This is a genomic window from Streptomyces sp. 7N604, assembly GCF_052245475.1.
Lineage (GTDB): Bacteria > Actinomycetota > Actinomycetes > Streptomycetales > Streptomycetaceae > Streptomyces.
Genome location: NZ_JBQQBX010000013.1, coordinates 185,648 through 211,987, shown reverse-complemented (window position 1 = coordinate 211,987; position 26,340 = coordinate 185,648). Strand labels below are relative to the sequence as shown.

At 71.4% G+C, this 26,340-nt stretch carries 19 protein-coding genes and 2 pseudogenes; 14 read left to right on the top strand and 7 right to left on the bottom strand.

Annotated features, from left to right (window positions below; translation table 11 throughout):
* Together ACTWP8_RS16640 and speB are read right to left on the bottom strand one after the other, a co-directional pair.
* Positions 1–2,246, bottom strand: a 2,246-nt coding sequence (locus ACTWP8_RS16640) for an ABC transporter transmembrane domain-containing protein (RefSeq protein WP_443322943.1), incomplete at its 3' end; no start/stop codon positions are given.
* Positions 2,247–2,435: 189 nt separating this feature from the next.
* Positions 2,436–3,405: pseudogene (speB, locus tag ACTWP8_RS16635) on the bottom strand (agmatinase).
* A gap of 150 nt (positions 3,406–3,555) precedes the next feature.
* On the opposite strand from speB, the gene ACTWP8_RS16630 reads away from it, so the two are divergent.
* Complete coding sequence (locus ACTWP8_RS16630; RefSeq protein ID WP_443322932.1) at positions 3,556–4,356, top strand: phosphatase; 801 nt, start codon at positions 3,556–3,558, stop codon at positions 4,354–4,356.
* 87 nt (positions 4,357–4,443) lie between these two features.
* Here ACTWP8_RS16630 and tesB read toward each other — a convergent pair whose 3' ends face one another.
* From tesB to ACTWP8_RS16615, 3 genes are all read right to left on the bottom strand, one after another.
* A complete protein-coding gene (tesB, locus tag ACTWP8_RS16625; protein WP_443319401.1) occupies positions 4,444–5,322 on the bottom strand; it encodes an acyl-CoA thioesterase II in 879 nt (292 codons plus the stop codon).
* Positions 5,323–5,371: 49 nt separating this feature from the next.
* Positions 5,372–6,529, bottom strand: a complete 1,158-nt coding sequence (locus ACTWP8_RS16620; protein WP_443319400.1) for an acyl-CoA dehydrogenase family protein — start codon at positions 6,527–6,529, stop codon at positions 5,372–5,374.
* Positions 6,530–6,620: 91 nt separating this feature from the next.
* The gene (locus ACTWP8_RS16615) at positions 6,621–7,238 is read right to left on the bottom strand and encodes an SACE_7040 family transcriptional regulator (protein ID WP_443322931.1); all 618 of its coding nucleotides are present in this window, start codon (positions 7,236–7,238) and stop codon (positions 6,621–6,623) included.
* A 155-nt stretch (positions 7,239–7,393) separates the two neighbouring features.
* Between ACTWP8_RS16615 and ACTWP8_RS16610 the strand changes: the two genes are divergently transcribed.
* From ACTWP8_RS16610 to ACTWP8_RS16565, 10 genes are all read left to right on the top strand, one after another.
* The gene (locus ACTWP8_RS16610) at positions 7,394–9,025 is read left to right on the top strand and encodes a carboxyl transferase domain-containing protein (protein ID WP_443322930.1); all 1,632 of its coding nucleotides are present in this window, start codon (positions 7,394–7,396) and stop codon (positions 9,023–9,025) included.
* A 32-nt stretch (positions 9,026–9,057) separates the two neighbouring features.
* Positions 9,058–11,427, top strand: a complete 2,370-nt coding sequence (locus ACTWP8_RS16605) for an acetyl/propionyl/methylcrotonyl-CoA carboxylase subunit alpha (protein ID WP_443322929.1) — start codon at positions 9,058–9,060, stop codon at positions 11,425–11,427.
* Entirely contained in the window at positions 11,424–12,398 is a 975-nt protein-coding gene (locus ACTWP8_RS16600) for a hydroxymethylglutaryl-CoA lyase (protein WP_443322928.1), read from the top strand. Before ACTWP8_RS16605 ends, ACTWP8_RS16600 begins: the two co-directional genes overlap by 4 nt.
* A 5-nt stretch (positions 12,399–12,403) precedes the next feature.
* Positions 12,404–13,573, top strand: coding sequence for an acyl-CoA dehydrogenase family protein (locus ACTWP8_RS16595; protein ID WP_443322927.1), 1,170 nt, complete (start codon positions 12,404–12,406; stop codon positions 13,571–13,573).
* 114 nt (positions 13,574–13,687) lie between these two features.
* Positions 13,688–14,713, top strand: a complete 1,026-nt coding sequence (locus tag ACTWP8_RS16590) for an ABC transporter substrate-binding protein (protein WP_443322926.1) — start codon at positions 13,688–13,690, stop codon at positions 14,711–14,713.
* Between the two features lie 46 nt (positions 14,714–14,759).
* Positions 14,760–15,815, top strand: coding sequence for an SIP domain-containing protein (locus tag ACTWP8_RS16585; protein ID WP_443322925.1), 1,056 nt, complete (start codon positions 14,760–14,762; stop codon positions 15,813–15,815).
* A gap of 99 nt (positions 15,816–15,914) precedes the next feature.
* Positions 15,915–17,537: a pyridoxal phosphate-dependent decarboxylase family protein gene (locus tag ACTWP8_RS16580; RefSeq protein WP_443322924.1), complete on the top strand. Its 1,623-nt coding sequence runs from the start codon at positions 15,915–15,917 to the stop codon at positions 17,535–17,537.
* 52 nt (positions 17,538–17,589) lie between these two features.
* Positions 17,590–18,939, top strand: a complete 1,350-nt coding sequence (locus tag ACTWP8_RS16575; protein WP_443322923.1) for a lysine N(6)-hydroxylase/L-ornithine N(5)-oxygenase family protein — start codon at positions 17,590–17,592, stop codon at positions 18,937–18,939.
* On the top strand, positions 18,936–19,505 hold the full coding sequence (locus ACTWP8_RS16570) for a GNAT family N-acetyltransferase (RefSeq protein ID WP_443322922.1): 570 nt from the start codon (positions 18,936–18,938) through the stop codon (positions 19,503–19,505). Before ACTWP8_RS16575 ends, ACTWP8_RS16570 begins: the two co-directional genes overlap by 4 nt.
* Complete coding sequence (locus ACTWP8_RS16565) at positions 19,502–21,331, top strand: IucA/IucC family protein (protein ID WP_443322921.1); 1,830 nt, start codon at positions 19,502–19,504, stop codon at positions 21,329–21,331. Before ACTWP8_RS16570 ends, ACTWP8_RS16565 begins: the two co-directional genes overlap by 4 nt.
* A 65-nt stretch (positions 21,332–21,396) precedes the next feature.
* On the opposite strand, the gene ACTWP8_RS16560 is transcribed toward ACTWP8_RS16565, so the two are convergent.
* Positions 21,397–23,010 (bottom strand): beta-N-acetylhexosaminidase, encoded by a 1,614-nt coding sequence (locus ACTWP8_RS16560; RefSeq protein WP_443322920.1) that lies wholly within the window; start codon positions 23,008–23,010, stop codon positions 21,397–21,399.
* Between the two features lie 188 nt (positions 23,011–23,198).
* On the opposite strand from ACTWP8_RS16560, the gene ACTWP8_RS16555 reads away from it, so the two are divergent.
* The 3 genes and pseudogenes from ACTWP8_RS16555 to ACTWP8_RS16545 all read left to right on the top strand — a co-directional run.
* The gene (locus ACTWP8_RS16555) at positions 23,199–23,474 is read left to right on the top strand and encodes a hypothetical protein (RefSeq protein ID WP_443322919.1); all 276 of its coding nucleotides are present in this window, start codon (positions 23,199–23,201) and stop codon (positions 23,472–23,474) included.
* Positions 23,475–23,524: 50 nt separating this feature from the next.
* Positions 23,525–25,339 (top strand): glutamine--fructose-6-phosphate transaminase (isomerizing), encoded by a 1,815-nt coding sequence (gene glmS / locus ACTWP8_RS16550; RefSeq protein ID WP_443322918.1) that lies wholly within the window; start codon positions 23,525–23,527, stop codon positions 25,337–25,339.
* Between the two features lie 111 nt (positions 25,340–25,450).
* A pseudogene (locus ACTWP8_RS16545) lies at positions 25,451–25,624 on the top strand (MerR family transcriptional regulator); the annotation flags it as partial.
* 143 nt (positions 25,625–25,767) lie between these two features.
* Here ACTWP8_RS16545 and ACTWP8_RS16540 read toward each other — a convergent pair.
* Positions 25,768–26,340: an acetate uptake transporter gene (locus tag ACTWP8_RS16540; protein WP_443322917.1), complete on the bottom strand. Its 573-nt coding sequence runs from the start codon at positions 26,338–26,340 to the stop codon at positions 25,768–25,770.

Here is a 26,340-nt window from a genome sequence, read left to right as displayed (position 1 = left end):
AGGGCCGATGCCCGGTTTCGGCCCCCCACTGCACCCGGTGGGGTGCCGTTGCTGCCCTCGTCGCGCCGTTCGCCGTCGTCGGCCTCCGGCTCGGCCGGCCCGGCGGCCGATGCCCAGGGGAGACCCGCCGCGTTGGGCGGCCGCGGCGGGTCGCCCCGGTCACGGTCCAGGCCATCGAGCTCCGGCTCGACCAGCCCCGTGGCGGACGCTTCGCCCCCGAACCCCCCGGCAGCGTCCGGGATACGGTCCGCCAAGCCGCCCGTGTCGTCTGTCCCCTCGCCACCGAAACGCCCGCCGCCGACAGGCGCTCCGGGGTGATCCGCCGCGTCGCGCGGCCGCTTGACGCCACCCCCGTCCTGCTCGACGCCGTCGAGCTCCGGCTCGACAAGCCCCGTGGCGGACGCCTCACCACCGAAACCCCCGGCCAGGGCCGGCGCTCCCCGCCCGGCAGCGCCATCGGCACCATCCGCCCCGGCGGCAGCGGCCCCGCCGGCGAGGCGCCCGGCGGCGCCGGCCACGGCGCCCGCCGGATCGCGCTCGACATCCCCCAGCTCGTCCGGGTCCGTCAGCAGTCTGCGGTAGAGCGGACACCGCTTCTGGAGCTCCTCGTGCGTGCCCGCGTCGACGAGCCGTCCGCCGTCCAGGACGGCGATGCGGTCGGCGAGCGTGAGGGTGGAGCGCCGGTGGGCGGTCAGCAGGGTCGTACGGCCCGCCATCACACCCCGCAGCGCCTCGTGGATCTCGTGCTCCACGCGCGCGTCGACCGCCGAGGTGGCGTCGTCCAGGAGCAGCAGCCGCGGGTCGGTGAGGATCGCCCGGGCCAGGGCGATCCGCTGGCGCTGGCCACCGGAGAGCGTGAGGCCCTGCTCGCCGACCGTCGTGTCGTAGCCGTCGGGCAGCTCGGAGACGAAGCCGTCGGCCTGGGCGGCCCGCGCAGCGGCGCGGATCTGCTCGTCCGTGGCATCCGGCTGCCCGTACGCGATGTTGGCGCGGACCGTGTCCGAGAAGAGGAAGCTGTCCTCCGGTACGAGCCCGATGGCGGCGCGCAGCGAGTCGAGCGTGAGATCCCGCACGTCGTGGCCGCCGACGCGTACCGCGCCGCCCGTCACGTCGTAGAACCGCGGCAGCAGCAGCGAGACGGTGGACTTGCCGCTGCCGGAGGTGCCGACGACGGCGACGGTCTCGCCGGGCTCGATCCGCAGCGAGAAGTCCTCGAGGACCGGCCGCTCCGGGTCGTAGCCGAAGGTGACGGAGTCGAACTCGACGGTCGCTGCGGCATCCTCGGGCAGCTCGTGCGCGTCCGCACGCTCCTCGATCAGCGGCTCGGTGTCGATGAGTTCCAGGACCCGCTCGACGCCCGCCCGCGCCTGCTGCCCGACCGTGAGGACCATCGTCAGCAACCGGACCGGGCCGACGAGCTGGGCGAGGTAGGTCGAGAAAGCGACAAAGGTGCCGAGGCTGATCTGCCCGCGGGTGGCCATCCAGCCGCCGAGCGCGAGCATCGCGACCTGGCCGAGCGCGGGCACGGCCTGCAGGGCGGGGGTGTAGCGGGAGTTGAGGCGTACGGTCCGCAGCCGCCCCGCGAAGAGCCGCCTGCCGACCTCGCGCAGCTTGCCGGTCTCCTGCTCCTCCTGCCCGAAGCCCTTGACCACGCGTACGCCGGTGACGGCCCCGTCCACGACGCCCGCCACGGCCGCCGCCTGCCCCTGGGCGTACCAGGTGGCGGGGAACAGCCGCTTGCGGCTGCGCTGCGCGAGGAACCAGAGGGCGGGGGCGATGGCCAGCGCGACGACGGTGAGCAGCGGCGACAGCCAGACCATCACGGCGAGGGAGATGAGGAAGAGCAGCACGTTGCCGATGAGCATCGGCAGCATGAAGAGCAGGCCCTGGATGAGCTGGAGGTCGCTGGTGGCGCGGCCGACGACCTGTCCCGTGCTCAGCTCGTCCTGCCGCTTGCCGTCGAGCCGGGCGATCGACCCGTACATCTCGGTCCGCAGGTCGTGCTGGACGTCGAGGGCGAGCCGGCCGCCGTAGAAGCGGCGGATGTAGGTGAGGACGTAGACGACGGCGGCGGCGAGGACAAGCAGGGCCGCCCAGGGGGCGAGATCGCGGGTGCGGGCGATGACGACGTCGTCGATGATCAGCCGGGTGACCAGCGGGACGACGGCCATGATGGCCATGCCCGCGAGCGAGGCGCCGAGGGCGAGCAGGACGTGGCGGCGGTAGCGCCAGGCATACCCGGTCATCCGCCGCGCCCAGCCCGCCTGCCGCTCGCCGCCGTCGCCGCTGCTTCTGCCGCTCTCGCCTCTCGCACCCACCGGTTTCGCCCCTCCGCCGTCCATGCTCCCGCGGCGCCACGGGTACCGGGGCGCCACGATCGAGAACACCGGTAGTGGCCGGTTTTGTTTCAGCAGTGCGAACGGACGCGGCCCTGCTCAGGCCTTCGCCGCCGCGATCTGCCGCGACATGATCGTCGTCAGCTCGTACGCGGTGTGGGACGCGGCCACCGACGTGATCTCCGCGTGGTCGTACGCCGGGGCGACCTCGACGACGTCGGCCGAGACCAGGTTGCAGGAGGCCAGCCCGCGCAGGATCTCGAGCAGCTCGCGGGAGGTGAGGCCGCCCGCCTCCGGGGTGCCGGTGACGTCCTCGACCCGGCGCGTGCGCCGGGTCGAGGACGTCGATGTCGATCGAGACGTAGAGCGGCCGGTCGCCGATCCGCTGCCGGAGCTGGTCGGCCACCTCGTCGACGCCGCGCCGCATGACGTCGGCGGAGGTGACGATGCCGAAGCCCATCTTCTCGTCGTCGTCGAGGTCCTGCTTGCCGTAGAGCGGACCGCGGGTGCCGACGTGGGAGAGCGCGGAGGTGTCGAGGATGCCCTCCTCCACGGCCCGCCGGAAGGGCGTGCCGTGGGTGTACTCGGCGCCGAAGTAGGTGTCCCAGGTGTCCAGGTGCGCGTCGAAGTGGAGCAGCGCGACCGGCCCGTGCTTGCGGGCGATGGAGCGCAGCAGCGGCAGGGCGATGGTGTGGTCGCCGCCGAGGGTCATCAGCCGGGCGCCGGTGCCGAGCAGCTCGTCCGCGGCGCCCTCGATCGTCTCGACCGCCTCGTTGATGTTGAACGGGTTCGCCGCGATGTCACCGGCGTCGGCGACCTGCGCGAGCGCGAAGGGGGAGGCGTCCTGGGCCGGGTTGTACGGGCGCAGCAGGCGCGAGGCCTCGCGGATCGCGTTGCCGCCGAAGCGGGCGCCCGGACGGTAGGAGACCCCGGTGTCGAAGGGAACGCCGACGACGGCGACGTCCGCGGTGCCGACCTCGTCGAGCCGCGGCAGCCGCGCGAAGGTCGCGGGTCCCGCGTAGCGCGGGGTGCGGGACGAGTCGACGGGGCCACGGGGCTGGGTGCTCATGCGACTGCTGCCTCTCGGCGGTGCGGGGTCATCGGTACGGGTCCGAGGGTAGGAGGGGCGATGGATTCCGCACATGTACGTTCCCGACGGGCGGGCCCCGCTATTTGGACACAGCGTCCATCGCCTACCGGTACACGACACAATGAGTCCATGCCGATACCCAGTCCGGTCCCCAGTCGCACAGAACTGATCAAGCACCTCGTCCGTACGCGCATCGCGGGCGACGTCGCCACGCCCCGTGACAACAACCTCTCCCACTACCGCAAGCTCGCGAACGGCGACCGGCACTACTGGCTCGGCCTGGAGCTGGGCGACCGGTGGACGGACGAGCAGGACGTGCTCGCCGTGATGGCGGAGCGGTGCGGCGTGGTCGACGATCCGGAGCACCGCACGGGGCAGGACACGATCGACCCGGAGCTGACGGCCGACGCCCTGGACCGGATGGCGACGGTGCTGCGCAAGGCGGCCGAGGGCGGTCAGCGGGTGCTGTTCGCGACCGGGCACCCGGGCGGTCTGCTGGACGTCCACCGCTCCGTCGCGGCCGCGCTGCGGGCGGCTGGCTGCGAGATCATGGTGATCCCGCCGGGGCTGCGGGCGGACGAGGGCTACGTCTTCCAGTTCTGCGACGTCGCGGTGCTGGAGCGGGGCGCCACGCTGTGGCACACCCACTCCCCCGAGCCGATGGCCGCGATCCTGGACGGGCTCGAGCGCGAGGGGCGGCCGCGGCCGGACCTGGTGGTCGCCGACCACGGCTGGACGGGGTGCGCGGGGCAGCGCGGCATCGACGCGGTGGGCTTCGCGGACTGCAACGACCCGGCGCTGTTCATCGGCGAGGCCGAGGGCACGGTGGCCGTCACCGTCCCGCTGGACGACCACGTGGTCGACCCGCGCTTCTACGACCCGCTCACCGCGTACCTGATCGACGCGGCGGGCCTCACGGCCCAGCCCTGATACCCGGCTCACGCGCGCGTGCCTTACGGGCGTGCTCACGCACGCGTGCTGCCCCGCGCGTGCTCCCGCGGGCCTGCCCGCGGGGGCTTACGTCCGCGGGACCCGGATCACGCCCTCCTGGATGACGGTGATCGCAAGCCGCCCGTCGCTGGTGTAGATCCGCGCCTGCCCGAGCCCGCGGCCCCCGGAGGCGGAGGGGCTCTCCTGGTCGTAGAGCAGCCATTCATCGGCCCGGAACGGGCGGTGGAACCACATGGCGTGGTCCAGGCTCGCACCCACGACGTCGCCCACCGCCCAGCCGCCGCGCCCGTGGGCCAGCAGCACCGAGTCCAGCAGCGTCATGTCGGACACGTACGTGGCGAGGCAGACGTGCAGCAGCGGGTCGTCCGCGAGCTTGCCGTTGGTCCGGAACCACACCTGGGAGCGGGGCTCGCGCGGCCCCTGCGCGGCGGTGGCGTACGGCGGCTCCTCGACGTACCGCAGATCGACCGCGGCACGCGCCTCCAGCAGGCGCTCGACGACGCCTGGGTCACGGAAGAAGTGCGCGTGCCGCGGCAGCATCTCCGCGGCCGTCGGCAGCGTCTCGGGGTCGGGCGCGTACGGCATGGAGGCCTGGTGCTCGAGCCCCTCCTCGTACGTCTGGAAGGACGCGGAGAGGCCGAAGATCGGCTGACCGTGCTGCACGGCGACGACGCGGCGGGTGGTGAAGGACCGGCCGTCGCGGATCCGGTCGACCGTGTAGACGATCGGCGCGCCGGGGTCGCCGGGCCGCAGGAAGTAGGCGTGCAGGGAGTGCGCCGTACGGTCCTCGGGGACGGTGCGGCCCGCGGCGACCAGGGCCTGGGCGGCGACCTGGCCGCCGAAGACGCGGGGGACGACGGCGGCGCGGGAGTCGCCCCGGAATATGTTCTCCTCGATCCGCTCGAGGTCGAGCAGATCGAGGAGCGATTGCAGTGATTCGTTCATCGGTCAACAGTCTGGCAGGTCCGTGTTACGGGACCGTGGCCAGGTCGCTTTACAGCCCCATCGACTTGGCGATGATGGACCTCATGACCTCGCTGGTGCCGCCGTAGATGCGGTTGACGCGGTTGTCCGCGTACAGGCGGGCGATCGGGTACTCGTTCATGTAGCCGTAGCCGCCGTGCAGCTGGAGGCACCGGTCGATGACGCGGTGGGCGACCTCGGTGCAGAAGAGCTTCGCGGAGGCGGCCTCGGCGGCGGTCAGCTCGCCCGCGTCCAGGGCCTCCAGGGCGCGGTCGGCAACGGCTTCGGCAGCGTCCACCTCGGACTGGCAGGCGGCCAGCTCGAACTTGGTGTTCTGGAAGGACGCGACCGACTTGCCGAAGACCGTGCGCTCCTGCACGTACTCCTGGGCGAACCGGACGGCGGCCTTGGCCTGCGCGTACGCGCCGAACGCGATGCCCCAGCGCTCCGAGGGCAGGTTCTGTCCGAGGTAGTAGAAGCCCTTGTTCTCCTCGCCGAGCAGGTCCTCGAGCGGGACCTTGACGTCGACGAAGGCCAGCTCGGCGGTGTCGGAGGTGCGCAGGCCGAGCTTGTCCAGCTTGCGGCCGATGGAGTAGCCCTCCGACTTGGTGTCCACCGCGAACAGGGAGATGCCGAAGCGGCGGTCGTCCTCGCGGGGAGCCGACGTGCGGGCGCACACGATCACGCGGTCGGCGTGGACGCCGCCGGTGATGAAGGTCTTGGAGCCGTTGAGGACGTAGTGGGTGCCGTCCTCGGAGAGCTTGGCGGTGGTCTTCATGCCCGCGAGGTCCGAGCCGGTGCCGGGCTCGGTCATCGCCAGCGCCCACATCTCCTCGCCGGTGACGAACTTCGGCAGATAGCGCTTCTTCTGCTCGTCGGTGGCCAGCATCTTGATGTACGGCAGGGCGAGCAGCACGTGCACGCCGGAGCCGCCGAAGTTCACACCCGCACGCGAGGTCTCCTCGTAGAGCACGGCCTCGAACTTGTGCGTGTCCAGGCCCGCGCCGCCGAACTCCTCGGCGACGTTGATGCCGAATATGCCCAGCTCGCCGAGCTTGTAATAGAAGTCGCGCGGCGCCTGGCCCGCGGCGAACCACTCGTCGTACACCGGCACGACCTCGGCCTCGATGAAGGCGCGGACGGTCTCCCGGAACGCCTCGTGGTCCTCGTTGAACACCGTGCGCCGCATCCGCACGCCTCCTCGTACTCGCCGGGCTCGGCGAGCGGTGTCGTCGCCGAGCTGCTATCTAAGCGCTTGCTCAGCGAAAGTTACCGGGCGGTCAGCGAATCTGTCCAGCGTCGCCCGCGGCCGCGAAGGCGCCGCGGGCGAGGCGGTGGAGGAGGGAGGCGGTGGCCGCACGGCCGGGGAGGGCGCCGGGACGGCCCAGATGAGGGGTGGAGTTGAGCAGTCCGAAGACGGCGTGGACGGCGGCCCGCGCGTCGGTCTCGGACAGCTCCGGATAGAGCCGGCGCACGATGTCGACCCACAGCTCGACGTACTGCCGCTGGAGCTGGCGCACCAGCTTGCGGTCGCTCTCCCGGAGGCGGTCCAGCTCGCGATCGTGGAGAGTGATCAGTGGGCGGTCGTCGAGGGCGAAGTCGATGTGGCCCTCGATGAGCGAGTCGAGTACGTCCTCGGGCGGGCCGGGGATCTCGGCGACGCGCCGCTTGCCGCCCGCGAGCAGACGGCCGCTGATGCCGACGAGCAGCTCGGCGAGCATCGCGTCCTTGCCCGCGAAGTGCCGGTAGAGGCCGGGGCCGCTGATGCCGACGGCGGCACCTATCTCGTCGACGCCGACGCCGTGGAAGCCACGCTCGGCGAAGAGGCGGGCGGCCTCCCTGAGGATCTGGTCACGGCGGGTCGGGGCCGCGGTCCTGGCGGCAGCGTTCGTGCTCATGGGAATTCATTCTAGACAGCCGCGTTAGCGCTCGTTAACCTGGAGGCAACGCGTTAACGCTCATTAACACAGGGCGGCAGGGCACTTCTGTGGCAGGCACCTCCACCGGAGGCGGCCGCGGACGACACATCCACCGGGCAAGGGGGCTCGAGGAGATGCAGCAGGCACCAGTGCTGGAGAGCGCCGCGGACCCGGCGTCAGGCGCGTGGCGAGCCAACGAGGCGGCGCACCGCGAGCTCGCGGAACGGCTGCGCGAGAAGCTCACGGCGGCGCGGCTCGGCGGCGGCGAGAAGGCGCGGGCGCGGCACACCGCGCGCGGCAAACTGCTGCCCCGGGACCGGGTGGACGCCCTCCTCGACCCCGGTTCGCCGTTCCTGGAGCTGGCACCGCTGGCGGCCGAGGGGATGTACGGCGGGCAGGCCCCGGCGGCCGGCGTGATCGCTGGCATCGGCCGGGTCTCGGGCCGCGAGGTGGTGATCGTGGCCAACGACGCCACGGTCAAGGGCGGCACGTACTACCCGATGACGGTGAAGAAGCACCTCAGGGCCCAGGAGGTGGCGCTGGAGAACCGGCTGCCGTGCCTGTACCTGGTGGACTCCGGCGGCGCCTTCCTGCCCATGCAGGACGAGGTCTTCCCGGATCGCGAGCACTTCGGCCGGATCTTCTACAACCAGGCCCGGATGTCGGGCGCGGGCGTCCCGCAGATCGCGGCGGTCCTCGGCTCCTGCACGGCCGGCGGGGCTTACGTACCGGCGATGAGCGACGAGGCGGTGATCGTGCGCGAGCAGGGCACCATCTTCCTCGGCGGGCCGCCGCTGGTGAAGGCGGCGACGGGCGAGGTGGTGACCGCGGAGGAGCTGGGCGGCGGCGAGGTGCACGCGCGCACCTCAGGGGTCACCGACCACCTCGCGGAGGACGACGGGCACGCGCTGCGGATCGTGCGGACCATCGTGTCGACGCTTCCGGAGCGCGGTCCGCTGCCCTGGTCGGTGCAGCCCGCCGAGGAGCCGAAGCACGATCCTGCGGGGCTCTACGGCGCGGTGCCGGTGGACTCGCGGACGCCGTACGACGTGCGCGAGGTGATCGCGCGGATCGCGGACGGCTCGCGGTTCGCGGAGTTCAAGGCCGAGTTCGGCACGACCCTGGTCACGGGCTTCGCCCGGATTCACGGCCACCCGGTGGGGATCGTGGCCAACAACGGAATCCTGTTCTCCGAATCGGCCCAGAAGGGCGCCCACTTCATCGAGCTGTGCGACCAGCGGGGCATCCCGCTGCTGTTCCTGCAAAACATCTCGGGCTTCATGGTGGGGCGGCAGTACGAGGCGGGCGGCATCGCCAAGCACGGCGCGAAGATGGTCACGGCCGTGGCCTGCACGCGCGTGCCTAAGCTGACAGTGGTCGTCGGGGGTTCGTACGGCGCGGGCAACTACTCGATGTGCGGGCGGGCGTACTCGCCGCGCTTCCTGTGGATGTGGCCGAACGCCAAGATCTCGGTGATGGGCGGCGAGCAGGCCGCGGCGGTGCTGGCGACCGTCAAGCGGGACCAGCTGGAGGCCCGCGGCGAGGAGTGGAGCGCGGAGGACGAGGAGGCCTTCCGGGACCCGATCCGCGAGCAGTACGAGCGCCAGGGCAACGCGTACTACGCGACGGCGCGGCTGTGGGACGACGGGGTCATCGACCCGCTGGAGACCCGGACCGTGCTGGGGCTCGCGCTCACGGCGTGCGCGAACGCGCCGCTGCCGGTCAAGGACCCTGCGACGCCGGGCTACGGCGTCTTCCGGATGTGAGGGGGATGGCTTCGGTGGCTTCGATGACTTCGATGTTCGACGCAGTGCTGGTCGCCAACCGCGGCGAGATCGCGGTCCGGGTCATCCGCACGCTCCGGAGGATGGGCATCCGCTCGATCGCCGTCTTCAGCGACGCCGACGCCGACGCGCGGCATGTACGGGAGGCGGACACCGCGGTCCGGATCGGCCCGGCGTCCGCGGCGCAGAGTTATCTCTCGGCGGAGCGGCTGCTGGAGGCCGCTGCCCGTACCGGCGCCCAGGCGGTGCACCCGGGCTACGGCTTCCTCGCCGAGAACGCCGCGTTCGCGCGGGCCTGCGCGGATGCCGGGCTCACCTTCATCGGGCCGCCGGCCGCGGCGATCGAGCTCATGGGCGACAAGATCCGCGCCAAGGAGACCGTACAGGCGGCCGGGGTGCCGGTCGTGCCGGGCTCCTCGGGCAGCGGGCTGTCCGACGCCGAACTCGCGTCGGCCGCCCGGGAGATCGGGATGCCGGTGCTGCTCAAGCCGTCGGCGGGCGGCGGTGGCAAGGGCATGCGGCTCGTCCGGGCCGAGGCGCTGCTCGCCGACGAGATCGCGGCGGCGCGGCGCGAGGCGCGCGGCTCCTTCGGCGACGACACGCTGCTGGTGGAGCGGTGGGTCGACCGCCCGCGCCATATCGAAATCCAGGTGCTGGCCGACGGGTTCGGCCATGCGATCCACCTCGGCGAGCGCGAGTGCTCCCTCCAGCGCCGCCACCAGAAGATCATCGAGGAGGCGCCCTCACCGCTTCTCGACGAGGCGACGCGCAAGGCCATGGGTGAGGCCGCGGTCCAGGCGGCGCGCTCCTGCGGGTACGCGGGCGCGGGCACGGTGGAGTTCATCGTGCCCGGCAGCACTGTGCCCATCGGAGAGACACCCTCCGAACACCCCGTCTCCGCCTACTACTTCATGGAGATGAACACCCGCCTCCAGGTGGAGCACCCGGTCACCGAGCTCGTCACGGGCCTGGACCTGGTCGAGTGGCAGGTGCGGATCGCGGCGGGCGAGCGGCTGGCGCTCGCGCAGGAGGACATCCGGCTCACCGGCCATGCGGTGGAGGCCCGCATCTGCGCGGAGACCGCGCGCGTGTCCGGCGATCGTGTGGACTTCCTGCCGTCCGCGGGCACGGTCCGGGCGTTGCGCGAACCGGGGGGCGAGGGCGTGCGGGTGGACTCCGGCCTCTCCGCCGGAACCGAGGTCGGCACCTCGTACGACCCGATGCTCGCCAAGGTGATCGCCCACGGGCCCGACCGCGCCACGGCTCTGCGCCGCCTGAGCACGGCCCTGGGCGGCACGGCCGTCCTGGGCGTCGAGACGAACACCGGCTTCCTGCGTCGCCTGCTGGCCCACCCGGCAGTGCAGTCGGGCGACGTGGACACGGGCCTGGTCGACCGCGACGCGGGGACACTGGTACCGCTGGGCATTCCGGACGAGGTGTACGGGGCGGCGGCCCTGCTCCGCCAGGCGGGGCTCGAGCCGGGTGGCCTCCGGCCGGGGCCGGGCGGACTGCGCACGGCTGTGACCGGCGAGGCCGGAGTCGCCGCCGGTTCCGGGGGAACCGCCGGGAGGGCGGCCACCGGACCGGCCTCCACGTCGGTGCCAGGTACTCCAGCCCCTGCAGCCACAGGCCTGGCGCGGCCCGGTGCTGGGGATTTGGCCCCAGCTCGGCACGCGGCATCAGTTGCCGCAGGGTCCGGGAGTAGTCCCGCCGCCTGGGTCGACCCTTTCTCCGTCCCCAGCGGGTGGCGGCTCGGCGGCGAGGCCGCCTGGACCGTGCACCATCTGCGGGTGCCCGGGCAGGAGCCCGTGACCGTGCGGGTGCGCGGCGGTGTCGCGGGCGCCGAGGTGCGGGTGGGTGACGGCGAGCCCGTGGCCGCACGGCTCCTCGCGGCCACGGCGGCGCCGGGCCAGGGCGCAGCGAACGACTCCGTCGCCGCCCCCGCGCGCGTGCTGCTGGAGTGGGGCGGCGTCACCCACGCCTTCGTCGCACCGCCCGGCCCGGAGGGCACCTGGCTCGGCAGGGACGGCGACAGCTGGCACGTCCAGGACCACGACCCGGTCGAAGCGGCGCTGCGCGGCGCGGCAGGACCGCACGGCGTGGACGCGCTGACCGCGCCGATGCCCGGCACCGTCACCGTCGTGAAGGCCGCCGTCGGGGACGAGGTCACCGCCGGTCAGAGCCTGCTCGTCGTCGAGGCGATGAAGATGGAGCACGTCATCTCCGCCCCGCACGCCGGCACGGTCACGGAACTCGATGTGTCCCCCGGCACCACAGTCGCCATGGACCAGGTGCTCGCCGTGGTCGCGCCGTACGAAACCCAGCGCGAGCAGGACTCCCGGCAAGAGCAGGACTCCCAGCGCGAGCAGGAGGGCGAGTCATGACCGAGGGACTGGTCGGCGGACCGGCCGAGGGGCTGCCCATGGAGGTGCCGGCGCCGGGCCTTCCGGCCCGGGTCCGTATCCACGAAGTGGGCCCCAGGGACGGCCTGCAGAACGAGAGGATGGTCGTCCCGGCCGAGGTGAAGGCCGACTTCATCCGGCGGCTGGCCGACGCGGGCCTCTCCACCATCGAGGCGACCAGCTTCGTACGCCCCCAGTGGGTGCCCCAACTCGCCGACGCCGAGCAGCTGATGCCGATGCTCGAGGACGTACCGGCCCGGCTGCCGGTGCTGGTGCCGAACGAGCGCGGGCTGCGTCGTGCCCTCACCTTCGGCGTGCGCGAGATCGCGGTCTTCGCCAGCGCGACGGAGTCGTTCGCCAAGGCCAACCTCAACCGCACCGTGGACGAGTCACTCGCCATGTTCGCCCCGGTGGTCGCCGACGCACGCGGGTCGGGCGTGCGCGTGCGCGGCTATGTGTCGATGTGCTTCGGCGACCCCTGGGAGGGCGCCGTGCCGATCGCCCAGGTCGCACGGGTCTGCCGCAGCCTCATGGACATGGGCTGCGACGAGCTCAGCCTCGGCGACACCATCGGCGTGGCCACGCCCGGTCACGTCCTCGAACTGCTCTCCGTGCTGGGCGAGGCCGGCATCCACTCCGATCGCCTCGCCGTGCACTTCCACGACACCTACGGCCAGGCGCTCGCCAACACCCTCGCCGCCCTCCAGCACGGCGTCACCACCGTCGACGCCTCCGCGGGCGGCCTGGGCGGATGCCCGTACGCGAAGAGCGCCACCGGAAACCTCGCCACAGAAGACCTCGTATGGATGCTGCACGGCCTCGGCATCGAGACCGGGGTCGATCTCGGCCGTCTCACCGCCACCAGCGTGTGGATGGCCGCTCACCTGGGCCGACCCAGCCCGTCCCGCACCGTCCGTGCCCTCTCCGGCACCACCTCCCACCAGGAGCGCTGACCGCCATGTCGATCGACCACCGGCTCTCACCCGAGCATGAGGAACTCCGCCGCACGGTGGAGGAGTTCGCCCACGACGTCGTCGCCCCGAAGATCGGGGAGTTCTACGAGAACCACGAGTTCCCCTACGAGATCGTCCGCGAGATGGGCCGGATGGGCCTGTTCGGCCTGCCCTTCCCCGAGGAGTACGGCGGGATGGGCGGCGACTATCTCGCCCTCGGCCTGGCCCTGGAGGAGCTGGCCCGGGTGGACTCCTCGGTGGCCATCACCCTGGAGGCCGGTGTCTCGCTCGGCGCCATGCCCATCCACCGCTTCGGCACGGAGGAGCAGAAGCGTACGTGGCTGCCGCGGCTGTGCTCGGGCGAGATCCTGGGCGCGTTCGGGCTGACCGAGCCCGAGTGCGGCTCGGACGCGGGCGGCACCCGCACCACCGCGCGGCTCGACGAGTCCACCGGCGAGTGGGTGATCAACGGCACCAAGTCCTTCATCACCAACTCCGGCACGGACATCACCGGGCTGGTCACGGTCACCGCGGTCACCAGCCGGAAGGCCGATGGCAGCCCCGAAATCTCCTCGATCATCGTCCCGTCCGGCACGCCCGGCTTCGGGGTGGCGCCGCCGTACTCGAAGGTCGGCTGGAACGCCTCGGACACCCGCGAACTGTCCTTCTCCGACTGCCGGGTCCCGGCCGCCAACCTGCTCGGCGAGAAGGGCCGGGGCTACGCCCAGTTCCTGCGGATCCTCGACGAGGGCCGGATCGCGATCTCCGCGCTGGCCACGGGACTGGCCCAGGGCTGTGTCGACGAATCGGTGGCCTATGCGAAGACCCGTCAGGCCTTCGGGCGGCCGATCGGCGACAACCAGGCGATCCAGTTCAAGCTGGCCGACATGGAGATGCGCGCCCACACGGCCCGCATCGCATGGCGCGACGCCGCCTCCCGGCTGGTGCACGGCGAGCCGTTCAAGAAGGAGGCGGCGCTCGCCAAGCTCTACTCCTCCGAGATCGCGGTGACCAATGCCCGCGAGGCCACCCAGATCCACGGCGGCTACGGGTTCATGAACGAGTACCCGGTGGCCCGGATGTGGCGGGACTCGAAGATCCTCGAGATCGGCGAGGGCACGAGCGAGGTCCAGCGCATGCTGATCGCCCGCGAGTTGGGCCTGGGAGCCGCCTGACCCCGGGCTCGGCGTGAGGCCGGTACGAGGGCCTCCTGGACAGGTTATTAGGTTAGGTTAACCTAACTTCTGACCCCGCCCAGGAACCACTCGTACCAGGAAAGCGGAACCGTCATGCCTCACGCCCGAGCCCCCCAACTCTCCCGTCGCTCCCTCCTCACCGCGGGCGGTGCGCTTGGCCTCGGCGCCCTGCTCACCGCCTGCGGCAGCGGCGACTCCTCCGGCTCCGGCACCTCGTCCGGCACGTCCGGCCCGTGGACCTTCAAGGACGACCGCGGCACCACGGTCAGGACGGACAGCACCCCGAGGAACATCGTGGCCTTCACCGGCACGGCCGCCGCGCTCCACGACTACGGCATCGAGGTCAAGGGCGTCTTCGGCCCGACCAGGACCAAGGACGGCAAGCCCGACGTCCAGGCGGGCAGCCTCGACATCGGCAAACTCACGAGCCTCGGCAACACCTTCGGTAAGTTCAATGTCGAGAAGTACGCGGCCTTGAGTCCTGAGTTGCTCGTCAGCAGCATGTTCATCAAGGACGCCCTCTGGTACGTCCCGGAGGAGAGCAAGGACAAGATCCTCAAGCTCGCGCCGAGCGTCGGCCTGATGGTCGCCCACGCCTCCCTCCCTGAGCCGCTGCGCCGCCACGCCGAACTCGCCGAGTCCCTGGGCGCCGACCTCAGGGCCAAGAAGGTCACGGACGCCAGGGCCCGTTTCGAGAGGGCCGCGGCCGCGGTCCGCGAGGCCGCCGAATCCAATCCCGGGATCAAGGTCCTCGCGGGCTCCGGCAGCGCCGACCTGTTCTACGTCTCCACCCCCGCCCCCTCGGCCGACCTGCGCTACTTCAAGGAGCTCGGCGTCGACGTCGTCGTCCCCGACAAGCCCGACAAGCAAGGCTTCTTCGAGAGCCTCAGCTGGGAGAACGCCGACAGGTACGAGGCCGACGTGATCCTGCTCGACAACCGGACCTCGGCCCTGCAGCCCGAGGCGCTCACGTCCAAGCCGACCTGGAACAAGCTGCCCGCGGTCAAGGCCGGCCAGGTGGTCCCGCGGGTCACCGAGCCCATCTTCTCGTACGCCGCCTGCGCCCCGATCCTCGAGGACCTCGCCAAGGTCATCCGGGATGCCAAGAAGGTCAGCTGAGCCGGAGCCGGACACGACAGGAACCGCCGCCGCGAAGGGAACCCCCATGCCCACCGCCGCCAACGCCGCCGCCCCCCAGGCCCCGACCCCGTTCCGCTTCTTCGAGCTGGAAGTGGTCAGAACCGAGCGCATCAGCCCCTCAATGGTCCGGGTCACCTTCGGCGGTGAGCAGTTGAAGGACTTCTCCGCGGGCGGCCGCGACCAGAGTCTTTCGCTGTTCCTGCCGCACCCGGGCCAGGACGCTCCCCTTGTGCCCATCGAGGCGGGCGACGCGTGGTTCGCCCGGTGGCGGGCGATGGACCCGGGGGTACGGGGGGTCATGCGCTCGTACACCGTGCGCGAGCAGCGCCGCGAACCGGACGAGATGGACATCGAGTTCGTACTCCACGGAGCCCCCGCTTCGGGCGGCACGGCATCAGGCGCCACATCAGGTGGCGCGGCATCAGATGCCACATCAGGTGGCGCGGCATCAGGCGCCACATCAGGTGGCGCGGCATCAGGCGCCCCAGCATCAGACACCCCCGCATCAGGCAGCGCGGCGGCGGACGGACCGGCCTCGCGGTGGGCCGGCCGGGCCCGGCCCGGCGACCGCGTCATCGTCCTCGGCCCGGCCGTCGAGGACAACACCGCCGTCCGTTTCCGCCCGCCCGAGAACACCGACTGGGTGCTCATCGCCGCCGACGAGACGGCCCTGCCCGCCGCCGCGGCCATCCTCGAGTGGCTGCCACCGGGCACTCCGGCGAAGGTGTGGATCGAGGTCCCGTACGCCGCGGACCGCCGGGAGCTGCCGACCAGAGCCAAGGCCGAAGTCACGTGGCTGGTCCGGGAGAAAACGGCCGGAACAACAGGCACAACGGTGGCGGCCGGTAAGCAGCCCGCCGGGCGCGCCCTCGACGCCGTACGGGCTGCCGAGTTGCCGCCGGGCACCCCGTACGCCTGGATCGCGGGCGAGTCCGGGACCGTACGCGCTCTGCGCCGCCACCTCGTGGGAGAGCGAGGGTTCAACCGCAGGGCCGTCACCTTCGTCGGCTACTGGCGCCGCGGCGCCAGTGAGGAGGACCTCCGCCAGGAGGTCATATCCGGTGCGTCCACTGACGATTGACCCCGGGACGGCCGGGACTCGGGCGACCCGGACGCCGCCCCGTCTAACTTAGGTTAGGCTAACCTAAGTTCCGAAGTCCCCTACCCAGGAGGACAGTTCATGTCTTTCCTCGCGCGCGCCGCCGAGGAGTCGTCGCCGGCCGCCCCCGCACCGGCGGCCCCCGCACCCGCACCGGCACCCACCCCCGCACCCCCCACCTCGTACCTGCTCAACGGCGAGACGGCCGGGCGCTACCGGCGCTCCGTCGCCGAAGGCGTCGAGCGGGTGGCGGCCAGACTCGCCGGAACCACCCGGCCGTTCACCGGAATCGCCCCGCACGAGCTCTCCCCCGTGATCTCCGGCGTCGACCTGGACCGGCCGCTGCACGACCCGGCCGCCGCACTCGACGAACTCGAGCGCGTCTATCTCCGCGACGCCGTCTACTTCCATCACCCCCGCTACCTCGGGCACCTCAACTGCCCGGTGGTGATCCCCGCAGTCCTCGGCGAGGCCGTGCTCTCGGCCGTCAACTCCTCCCTCGACACCTGGGACCAGAGCGTCGGCGGCACCCTGATCGAGCGCCGCCTCATCCGCTGGACCGCCGACCGCATCGGCCTCGGCACGGCCGCCGACGGCGTCTTCACCAGCGGTGGCACCCAGTCCAACTTCCACGCCCTGCTGCTGGCCCGCGACGAGACCTGCCGCATCGTCGGCAAGAACGCGCGGAAGGCGCCGCGCAAGGCCGAGATCCTGCCCCGGCTGCGCATCCTCGCCTCCGAGTGCAGCCACTTCTCCGTCGCCAAGTCGGCGGCGCTGCTCGGACTCGGCTACGAGGCCGTCATCCCGGTGCCCGTCGACCGGCAGCGGCGGATGCGGCCCGCCGCACTGGCCCGGGAACTCGACCGCTGCCGCCGCCAGGACCTGGCTCCGATGGCCGTCGTCGCCACCGCGGGCACCACCGACTTCGGCAGCATCGACCCGTTGCCCGAGATCGCCGCCCTGTGCGAGCGCTACCGCACGTGGATGCACGTCGACGCGGCGTACGGCTGCGGGCTGCTGGTGTCCCGCAGACGGCATCTCCTCGACGGCATCGAGCGGGCCGACTCCGTGACCGTGGACTATCACAAGTCCTTCTTCCAGCCGGTCAGTTCGAGCGCGGTCCTGGTCCGTGACCAGGCCACCCTGCGGCATGCGACCTACCACGCCGACTACCTCAACCCGGCCCGCATGGCCGAGGAGCAGATTCCCAACCAGGTCGACAAGAGCATCCAGACCACCCGCCGCTTCGACGCCCTCAAGCTGTGGATGACGCTGCGCGTCATGGGCGCGGAGGCGGTGGGCGGGCTGTTCGACGCCGTCGTCGACCTCGCAGCGGAAGGCTGGAAGCTGCTGGACGAGGACCCGCGCTTCGAGGTCGTCACCGAGCCCCAGCTGTCCACCCTCGTCTTCCGCTATCTCCCGCCGGGCACGGCAGGCACAGCGGGCACGGCGGGCACGGCAGGCACAGCTGGCACGGCGCTCACCGACGCGGTCAACCTGTACGCGCGCGAGGCGCTGTTCGCCTCCGGCGAGGCGGTCGTCGCCGGTACCACGGTCGACGGCGCCCACTATCTGAAGTTCACCCTGCTCAACCCGCAGACCTCGGTGAGCGATATCGCGTGCGTCCTCGATCTCATCGACCGGCACGCCCGCGCGTACCTCTCACGGCACGCCGCGCCGCAGCTCGCCGCCCAGGCCGGATAACCCAGGCCGGAGGCCCCCGGCTTCCACGACCCCCAACGGACAGGAGATTCGCATGTCCGCCCCCCACGACTTCATCGCCATCGGGCTCGGCCCGTTCAATCTCGGGCTCGCCTGCCTGACCGACCCGATCGACGGGCTCGACGGCCTCTTCCTGGAGAGCAAGCCCGACTTCGACTGGCACTCCGGGATGCTGCTGGAAGGCAGTACGCTCCAGACCCCGTTCATGTCGGACCTGGTCACCCTTGCCGACCCCACCTCCCCGTACTCCTTCCTCAACTACCTGAAGGAATCCGGGCGGCTCTACTCGTTCTACATCCGCGAGAGCTTCTATCCGCTCCGGTCGGAGTTCAACGACTACTGCCGCTGGGCCGCCGCCAGGCTCTCCGGGGCCATCCGCTTCGGCCGGCAGGTCACGGAGGTCACGTACGAGGAGGCCCAGGAGGTCTACGCGGTCCACTCCGTGGAACTCGCGACCGGCGAGCGGCACACCGACCGCGGCCGGCGCCTCGTCCTGGGCACCGGCACCCCGCCGTACATACCCGACGCCTGCCGCGGACTCGGCGGGGACTTCCTCCACAACTCCCGCTATCTGCACAGCAGGGACGCGCTGCAGTCCAAGGACAGCATCACGGTCGTCGGCAGCGGGCAGAGCGCGGCCGAGGTCTACCACGACCTGCTCCAGGACATCGACCGCTTCGGTTACGAGCTCACCTGGGTCACCCGTTCACCCCGCTTCTTCCCGCTCGAGTACACCAAGCTGACACTGGAGATGACCTCACCGGAGTACGTGGACTACTTCCACGCGCTGCCCACGCGCACCCGCGACCGGCTCGTGGCCTCGCAGAAGAACCTCTACAAGGGCATCAACTCCGAGCTAATCGACGAGATCTTCGACCTGCTCTACATGAAGAGCCGCCGCGGCAAAACCGTCCCGACCCGCCTGATGACCAACACCGCGCTGACGGAGGCCGCGTACGAGGAGGGCAGCCGCACGTACACGCTCCGGCTGCGCCAGGAGGAACAAGGCCGGGACTTCGAGCTGCGCACCCAGGGACTGGTGCTGGCCACCGGCTACCGCCACCAGGTCCCGGCCTTCCTCGCCCCGGTCACCGACCGCATCGTCCGGGACGAGTCGGGCCGCTTCGACGTACGCCGCAACTACAGCATCGACGTCACGGGACGCGGCATCTACGTGCAGAACGCCGAGCTGCACACGCACGGCTTCGTGGCCCCCGACCTGGGCATGGCCGCGTACCGCAACTCCAGCATCATCCGCGAGCTGCTGGGCCGCGAGTACTACCCGGTCGAGAAGGCCATCGCCTTCCAGGAGTTCGGGGTCCCCGCGGAGCAGCCGCGGCCCGGGGAAGCACCGGCACGGCCACTGGAGGTCTCCCCCGCATGACCGAGATCGTCTTCAGCCGTAACGACGCCGTACTCGGCCAGCTCGCCCTGCGGCCCGTGGACCCCGCCGCCGACGCCCCACTGCTGCACGGCTGGGTCACCCACCCCAAGGCCGCCTTCTGGCTGATGCAGGACGCCGGGCTCGCCGACGTCGAGCGGGAGTACGCGTCCATCGCCGCCTCCGATTACCACGACGCCTTCGTCGGGCTGCACGAGGGCCGCCCCGCCTTCCTCGTGGAGCGCTACGACCCGGCCCACGTCGAGCTGAAGGGGCTCCACCCCGCCCGGCCCGGCGATATCGGCATGCACTTCCTGACGGCACCGACCGGCACCCCGCTGCCCGGCTTCACCCTCGCCGTGATCACCACCGTGATGGACCTGCTGTTCTCCGACCCGTCGGTCCGGCGCGTCGTCGTCGAGCCCGACGTACGGAACACGGCCATCCACCGGCTCAACGAGGCCATGGGCTTCCGGCCGGTCGGGACGATCGCGAAGCCCGAGAAGGACGCACTGCTCAGCGTCTGCACCCGCGAGCAGTTCCTGGCCGCCCGAGGAGCCATACGATGACCACATCCGCACCGGCCAAAGCCGTCGCCCACCTGACGCCCGAGCTCTGGGCACAGGCCGGCCGCCTCCTCGTACGCAAGGCCCTCGCCGAGTTCTCCCACGAGCGGCTGCTCGCGCCCGTGCCGCTGCCCGGGCCCGGCGACGGCGACGGGGACAGGGACGGGGACTTCAGCCGCTACGCGGTCCGCAGCGACGACGGGAGCGTCGAGTACTGGTTCGCCGCCCGCATCCTGGCCCTCGACCACTGGCAGATCGACCCGGCGAGCATCACCCGCCACCGCGCAGGCCGTGAACTCCCGCTCGACGCCCTCGACTTCTTCACCGAGCTGCGCGGCGCGCTCGGCCTGACCGAGCAGATCCTCCCCGTCTACCTGGAGGAGATCAGCTCGACGCTGGCGGGCACCGCGTTCAAACTCGCCAAGCAGCCGGTCACCGCGGCCGAGCTGACCAAAGCCGGGTTCCAGGCGATCGAGACCGGGATGACGGAGGGCCACCCCTGCTTCGTCGCCAACAACGGGCGGCTCGGCTTCGGCTCCGACGAGTACCGCTCGTACGCCCCCGAGGCCGCCAACCCCGTCCGGCTGATCTGGCTGGCCGCGAGCCGCGCCCGCTCCACCTTCACCTGCGGCGCCGACCTGGACTACGACCTGCTCATCCGCTCCGAGCTGGGCGAGGAGACGCTCCGCCGGTTCTCGGTCGTCCTGCGCGGACTCGGCCTGGATCTCGCCGACTTCCACCTCATCCCCGTCCACCCCTGGCAGTGGTGGAACAAGCTGTCGGTGACCTTTGCCGCCGAGATCGCCCAGCGCCGGCTGATCTGCCTGGGGCACGGCGACGACGCGTATCTGCCGCAGCAGTCGATCCGCACCTTCTTCAACACCAGCGACCCGTCCAAGCACTACGTGAAGACGGCCCTGTCCGTGCTGAACATGGGCTTCATGCGGGGCCTGTCCGCCGCCTACATGGAGGCGACGCCCGCCATCAACGACTGGCTCGCCGGGCTCATCGCGCGCGACGAGGTGCTGTCCCGCACGGGCCTGTCGATCATCCGGGAGCGCGCCGCCGTCGGCTACCACCACGCGCAGTACGAGTCGGCCACCGCCAAGGGCTCCCCGTACCGCAAGATGCTCGCCGCGCTCTGGCGGGAGAGCCCGGTCCCTGCCCTGGAGCCGGGTGAGCGGCCGGCGACCATGGCCTCGCTGCTCCATACCGACCGGGACGGCGGCTCCTTCGCGGCCGCGCTGATCGCCCGGTCGGGCCTGGAACCCGCGGACTGGCTGCGCCGCTACCTCGACGCGTATCTCACGCCGCTGCTGCACTGCTTCTACGCGTACGAGCTGGTGTTCATGCCGCACGGCGAGAACGTCATCCTCGTCCTCGACGAGCAGGGCGTACCGCGCCGGGCCGTCTTCAAGGACATCGCCGAGGAGATCGCGGTCATGGACCCGGACGCGGTCCTGCCCCCGGCGGTCCAGCGGGTCCGCGCGGACGTGCCCGAGGATCTCAAAACGCTGTCGATCTTCACGGATGTCTTCGACTGCTTCTTCCGCTTCCTGAACGGGATCCTCGACTCGGAGGGGATCCTCGGCGAGGACGCCTTCTGGCGGACCGTCGCCGACTGCGTCCACGACTACCAGGAGTCCCGCCCCGAGCTGGCCGAACGCTTCGAGCGGTACGACCTGTTCGCGGAGGAGTTCGGGCTGTCCTGCCTCAACCGGCTGCAGCTGCGCGACAACCAGCAGATGGTCGACCTCGAGGACCCGGCGGGGGCCGTCCAGCTCGTCGGCACCCTGCGGAACCCGATCGCGCGCTTCGCGCGTCACTGAGAGGGGCGGGCGCCCCGGGGTACGGTCCCCCTGGGCGCCCGCCTCCGACTCACAGCCTCGCTGCCTCACTTACCGGGCCAGGGCACCTGCGGTGAGCGGTAGTAGTCGATGCCGAGCGCCTCCCAGCGCGGGCCCTGGGCCGCCAGACGGGTCCGGTACGACTCCCAGTCGTGCGCCGACGGCGGTGCCCAGCCCAGCTCCGCGACACCCGGGAGCCGCGGGAAGGCCATGAACTCGATGTGGTCGCTGGTCGAGAGGGTCTCCGACCACAGCGGCCCCTCGACGCCCAGGATCGCGGAGGACGGCGTGTCCTTGATGTACGCACCCGGGTCCCAGTCGTAGGACTGCCGGACCTCGACATAGCCCGCCCAGCTGAGGCCGAGCGGGGTGTTCTCGTTGTACTTCATGTCGAGGTAGATGCGGTTGGCGGGCGAGAGGACGAGCTTCGTCCCGGCCTTGGCCGCGTCCACGACCTCCTGCTCGGTCCCGGCCGTGCCCCAGTACTGGGCGACCGCGCCCTTCACCGGCTTCGCGCCGGTGAGCTGGTGCCAGCCGACGACGGTCTTGCCGTACTTCCCGACGACGGCCTGCGCCTTGTCCATGAAGGCGACGTAGTCCTCGTGGCTGGTCGAGTGCGCCTCGTCGCCGCCGATGTGGAGGTAGCGCCCCGGCGTCAGCTCGGCCAGCTCGCGCACCACGTCGTCGATGAAGTCGTACGTCACGTCCTTGGGCACGCACAGCGAGCTGAAGCCGACGTCTGTGCCGGTGTAGAGCGGCGGGGCCACGCCGTTGCAGTTCAGCTCGGCGTACGAGGCGAGGGCCGCGTTGGTGTGCCCCGGCATGTCGATCTCGGGCACGACCTCCAACTGCCGGTCCGCGGCGTACCGCAGGATCTCGCGGTAGTCGTCCTTGGTGTAGTAGCCGCCCGGGCCGCCGCCGACCTGGGTGCTGCCGCCGTACGTGGCGAGCCGCGGCCAGGAGTCGACGGCGATCCGCCAGCCCTGGTCGTCCGACAGGTGCAGATGCAGCGTGTTGATCTTGTAGAGCGTCATCTGGTCGATGTAGCGCTTGACTTGCTCGACCGTGAAGAAGTGCCGGGAGACGTCGAGCATCGCGCCGCGGTAGGCGAAGCGGGGCTCGTCGGTGATCGTGCCGCCCGCGACCTTCCACGGACCCGGCTGCCGCTCCGCCTTCTCGACGGATGCGGGCAGCAGCTGCCGCAGCGTCTGGAGGCCGTAGAAGAGCCCCGCGGCCTTGGGGGCGATGATGGTGACCGAGGCGCGGGAGGAGTCGAGGCGGTAGCCCTCGGCGCCGAGTCCGCGGTCGCCGCCGAGCTTCAGGACGATGCCGTCACGACCGCCGCGCGTGGTGACGGGCAGGCGGTAGCCGGTGGACGGCCGCAGCACGCCCGCGAGCTGCTCGGCCGCCGTACGGGCCTTCCGCGCCTCGCGCGACTGGCCCGGCACGCGGATGACGGTCCGCGCGCTGATCACGTAGGGCTCGCCGCCGGGCCGTACGGAGGCGGGGGCGGGCACGATCTGGCCGAGGGGGGTGACGGACCGGGTGTCCGGGGCGCCGGAGGCGACGAGGAGGAGGGAACAGAGCAGCTTGGGCAGTCGTCTCACGAGGTTCCCTTCGACGGGGCGACCCTGCGGTGGGGGCGACGGGGGTACCCCCATGCCGTTCAGGCCGTGGGGGAGGGGTGGAGCGACCGGTCGGTCACATGGGTACCGCGAGCCCCGCACCGGGTCAAGGGTATAGACCACTTGGCTCATGCCCACAACGCGGCGGACTGGTTTGGCCGCCTTCCTGCCCGATTCCGGGCAGGAATCTTGCGAATCTCTCCGCGACACCGCAATATCAACGGGTGCTCGATCGCCCCACGTCCCACGAGGACCTCGTCGACCACCTGGTCCGCTCCACGCCGCTGCAGCGCGGCGAGGCTGCCCGGGTGGTGCTGGACGTGCTGGCGTACTTCGACGAGACGACGGAGGAGTTCGTCCGGCGCCGCCACCGCGAGCTGCAGTCCAGAGGGCTGAGCAACGCGGACGTCTTCGAGCGGATCACGCACGAGCTGCCCCGCCGGGCGGTCGCCCCGCCCGAGCTCTCGCTGCGGCAGCTGCGCCGCATCGTCTACGGCTGACCGCCGGCCGAGCACCGGAACTGCAGACAACACGTAAGGAATTGGACTCTATGTGCGGGATCGTCGGATATATCGGCAAACGAGACGTTGCTCCGCTGCTGCTGGAGGGACTCCAGCGCCTGGAGTACCGCGGCTACGACTCCGCCGGTATCGCGATCCACGGCAAGTCCGGCGGCCTGAAGACCGCCAAGGCCAAGGGCCGCGTCCGCGAGCTGGAGGCCCGCCTCCCCAAGCGCTTCGCGGGCACCACGGGCATCGCCCACACCCGCTGGGCCACCCACGGCGCCCCGACCGACGCCAACGCCCACCCCCACCTGGACGCCGAAGGCAAGGTCGCGGTCGTCCACAACGGCATCATCGACAACGCCGACGAGCTGCGCGCCAAGCTCGCCGCCGACGGCGTCGAGTTCGCCTCCGAGACCGACACCGAGATCCTCGCCCACCTCATCGGCCGCTCCCAGGGCGACAAGCTGGAGGACAAGGTCCGCCAGGCTCTGCGCCTGATCGAGGGCACGTACGGCATCGCCGTACTGCACGCCGACTTCGCCGACCGGATCGTCGTCGCCCGCAACGGCTCGCCCGTGGTGCTGGGCATCGGTGAGCACGAGATGTTCGTCTCCTCCGACGTGGCCGCGCTGGTCAGCCACACCCGCCAGGTCGTCACCCTGGACGACGGCGAGATGGCCACCCTCAAGGCCGACGACTACCGCACGTACACCACCGAGGGCAGCCGCACCTCCGCCTCGCCGACCACCGTGGAGTGGGAGGCCGAGTCGTACGACATGGGCGGCCACGACACGTATATGCACAAGGAGATCAGCGAGCAGGCCGACGCCGTGGACCGGGTGCTGCGTGGCCGGATCGACGACCGCTTCTCCACCGTCCGCCTGGGCGGGCTCAACCTCGACGCCCGCGAGGCGCGCGGCGTGCGCCGGGTGAAGATCCTCGGCTGCGGCTCCGCCTACCACGCGGGCCAGATCGGCGCCCAGATGATCGAGGAGCTGGCCCGTATCCCGGCGGACGCGGAGCCCGCGAGCGAGTTCCGCTACCGCAACGCGGTCGTCGACCCGGACACGCTCTACATCGCGGTCAGCCAGTCCGGTGAGACATACGACACACTCGCCGCCGTTCAGGAGCTGAAACGCAAGGGCGCCCGGGTCCTGGGCGTGGTGAACGTCGTCGGCAGCGCCATCGCGCGCGAGACGGACGGCGGGGTGTACGTGCACGCGGGCCCGGAGGTCTGCGTGGTCTCCACCAAGTGCTTCACCAACACGGCCGTCGCCTTCGCGCTGCTGGCCCTGCACCTCGGGCGGATCCGCGACCTGTCCGTCGCCGACGGCAAGCGGATCATCGCGGGCCTGCGCAGGCTGCCGGAGCAGATCGCCGAGGTCCTGCGCGGCGAGGAGGAGATCAAGAAGCTGGCGGCGGAGTACGCGGACGCCAAGAGCATGATGTTCGTCGGCCGGGTCCGCGGCTACCCGGTCGCCCGGGAGGCCTCCCTGAAGCTCAAGGAAGTGTCGTATGTGCACGCGGAGGCGTACCCCGCCTCGGAGCTGAAGCACGGGCCGCTCGCGCTGATCGAGCCGGCGGTGCCGACCGTCGCGATCGTGCCGGACGACGACCTGCTGGAGAAGAACCGCGCCACGCTGGAGGAGATCAAGGCCCGCAGCGGCCGGATCCTGGCGGTGGCCCACCAGGAGCAGGAGAAGGCCGACGACACGATTGTGGTGCCGAAGAACGAGGTCGAGCTGGACCCGATCCTCATGGGCATCCCGCTTCAACTCCTCGCCTACCACTCGGCGCTGGCCCTCGGCCGCGACATCGACAAGCCGCGCAACCTGGCCAAGTCGGTGACCGTGGAGTGAATCCGGCGGCCGGGATTACGGCAACCTAGCGCGAGGCGAGGCGAGGCGAGCCGGGCCGGCCCGGCTCATCTCCACGGCGCTGGAGGCCGCGACGACCGCGCCGGTCACCGGCTGACGAGCCCCAACCAGGCGTCGTACGACGCCTCGCACGAGCGCAGGCTGCGGCTGATCCGCGCGCTGCTCGATGTCGGAGGGCTGTCGGTGGCGGCCATTCGCAGCGTGCTTGCGGCGCTTGACGACCCGACGATGCCGGTGCACAAGGTGCTCGGCGAGGCGGCCCGGGGCTGCCCGGCCTCCGTCTCCTGTGGTCACACAAGAAAAGGGGCCGACCCCCGGCGCGTGCCACCAACGCGCCGGGGGCCGTCCCTTTGCGGGCCGGTTGTGCCCTCCCCTGCTCTACGGCGGGGAACCCCCACCGGCCCCGCTGCCTAACCTGAGACCGTCACCCCTCGGTTGGCAGCGCGTCCCGGCAGTGCGGTCGGCCAGTTGGCCAGCGCGGCCGTCGCCGAGTACCACGCCGCGGCGCCGGACAGGGCGCCCGCCCAGCCGCCGACCTGCGTCAGGCCGTCGTTCCCTGCGAACTGCCCGATGCCGAGCAGCACGAGCGAGACGAAGAGCAGCCCGTACACGGCCTGGGTGAGGCGCCCGCCGCTCGCTGCCCCGAGCGTCAGGGTCAGCGCGAGCAGGGCGAAGAGAAGCAGGAAGAGGCCTGAGGCTTCGGCCGAAGCCTCCACCCCGGCCGCGCGGCCCCAGGTGAACCAGAAGGCCCCGAGCCCGGCGAAGGCCGTGCCGTTGAAGCCGTTGCCCGCCCGGAACTCCAGGAGCCCGGTGATGAACAGCGCGGCGCCGCCCACCCAGAGCGCGAGGGTGACGGCGTCGGCGGCCGTCACGCCGTCGATCACATCGGCGTGGCCGAGACCGAACGCCAACAGGGTGAGTCCGAGGGCGAGTTGACCCAGAGTCGAGGAGGTGCTGCTTCCCGCAGAGACGTCGTTGTCCAC

Excerpts from the sequence above, each read along its gene's own strand:
- glmS (WP_443322918.1), top strand. The coding sequence starts at position 23,525 with ATGTGCGGGATCGTCGGATATATCGGCAAACGAGACGTTGCTCCGCTG.
- ACTWP8_RS16585 (WP_443322925.1), top strand. The coding sequence starts at position 14,760 with ATGCCCACCGCCGCCAACGCCGCCGCCCCCCAGGCCCCGACCCCGTTC.
- ACTWP8_RS16560 (WP_443322920.1), bottom strand. The coding sequence starts at position 23,010 with ATGGGGGTACCCCCGTCGCCCCCACCGCAGGGTCGCCCCGTCGAAGGG.
- ACTWP8_RS16615 (WP_443322931.1), bottom strand. The coding sequence starts at position 7,238 with ATGAGCACGAACGCTGCCGCCAGGACCGCGGCCCCGACCCGCCGTGAC.
- tesB (WP_443319401.1), bottom strand. The coding sequence starts at position 5,322 with ATGAACGAATCACTGCAATCGCTCCTCGATCTGCTCGACCTCGAGCGG.
- ACTWP8_RS16575 (WP_443322923.1), top strand. The coding sequence starts at position 17,590 with ATGTCCGCCCCCCACGACTTCATCGCCATCGGGCTCGGCCCGTTCAAT.
- ACTWP8_RS16565 (WP_443322921.1), top strand. The coding sequence starts at position 19,502 with ATGACCACATCCGCACCGGCCAAAGCCGTCGCCCACCTGACGCCCGAG.
- ACTWP8_RS16605 (WP_443322929.1), top strand. The coding sequence starts at position 9,058 with ATGTTCGACGCAGTGCTGGTCGCCAACCGCGGCGAGATCGCGGTCCGG.
- ACTWP8_RS16620 (WP_443319400.1), bottom strand. The coding sequence starts at position 6,529 with ATGCGGCGCACGGTGTTCAACGAGGACCACGAGGCGTTCCGGGAGACC.
- ACTWP8_RS16580 (WP_443322924.1), top strand. The coding sequence starts at position 15,915 with ATGTCTTTCCTCGCGCGCGCCGCCGAGGAGTCGTCGCCGGCCGCCCCC.
- ACTWP8_RS16570 (WP_443322922.1), top strand. The coding sequence starts at position 18,936 with ATGACCGAGATCGTCTTCAGCCGTAACGACGCCGTACTCGGCCAGCTC.
- ACTWP8_RS16590 (WP_443322926.1), top strand. The coding sequence starts at position 13,688 with ATGCCTCACGCCCGAGCCCCCCAACTCTCCCGTCGCTCCCTCCTCACC.
- ACTWP8_RS16610 (WP_443322930.1), top strand. The coding sequence starts at position 7,394 with ATGCAGCAGGCACCAGTGCTGGAGAGCGCCGCGGACCCGGCGTCAGGC.
- ACTWP8_RS16600 (WP_443322928.1), top strand. The coding sequence starts at position 11,424 with ATGACCGAGGGACTGGTCGGCGGACCGGCCGAGGGGCTGCCCATGGAG.
- ACTWP8_RS16630 (WP_443322932.1), top strand. The coding sequence starts at position 3,556 with ATGCCGATACCCAGTCCGGTCCCCAGTCGCACAGAACTGATCAAGCAC.
- ACTWP8_RS16595 (WP_443322927.1), top strand. The coding sequence starts at position 12,404 with ATGTCGATCGACCACCGGCTCTCACCCGAGCATGAGGAACTCCGCCGC.